This is a genomic window from Streptomyces djakartensis, from assembly GCF_014651075.1.
Lineage (GTDB): Bacteria > Actinomycetota > Actinomycetes > Streptomycetales > Streptomycetaceae > Streptomyces > Streptomyces djakartensis.
On sequence record NZ_BMWE01000090.1, the window covers coordinates 1 to 545 of the forward strand.

Here is a 545-nt window from a genome sequence, read left to right on the forward strand (position 1 = left end):
CTGCTGTATCTGCTGCTGAAATCAGCAAATAATCAACTCCATCCTGCACAAATTTTTTCGCCGCTGTAATCTGTTCATCATTTTTTAAACTATATGCAAACTGTGCATCATATCCGTTCTCTTCTGCGAATTTCGCTTTCAAATCTTTGTCGTTTGCGGTACGATATCCCGATTCATTTGGATCATTGTTGATAATTCCAACTTTCAATTCCATATATCTCTTTGTCAATCGTATTTGTTTCTCTTTGAAACTCCCGAACTTTACGATATCCTTCATATGCTTTAGCAGTTAAGATTTGTCCTTTTTCAATTAATTTTTCCTGTACTTGTTTTTTGCATTGCCCTAAGTTGCGGTGGAGTCCAAATTGCTGTTTCACGCTTTGTTGCTGAAAGCAAAAGTAGAAAGGAATGTTTTCTTGTGCTTATCAGCAGTATTATTATGTCACTTAGTCTTTCTTTTATTACCTTGGGAGTTTTGTATTTTTTCGCTGAGCCTGTTTCTTTATTTATTATAAAAAACAAAAGTTGTACTGAGCTGTTGAAAT

The 545-nt window shown here is 34.7% G+C and carries 2 protein-coding genes; both read right to left on the reverse strand.

From position 1 onward, the window contains the following. Positions 1–214, reverse strand: a 214-nt coding sequence (locus IE212_RS35835) for a hypothetical protein (protein ID WP_506005144.1), incomplete at its 3' end; no start/stop codon positions are given. A gap of 92 nt (positions 215–306) precedes the next feature. Continuing rightward, positions 307–545: hypothetical protein (locus tag IE212_RS35840; protein ID WP_229864746.1), on the reverse strand; the 239-nt coding region annotated here is incomplete at its 5' end.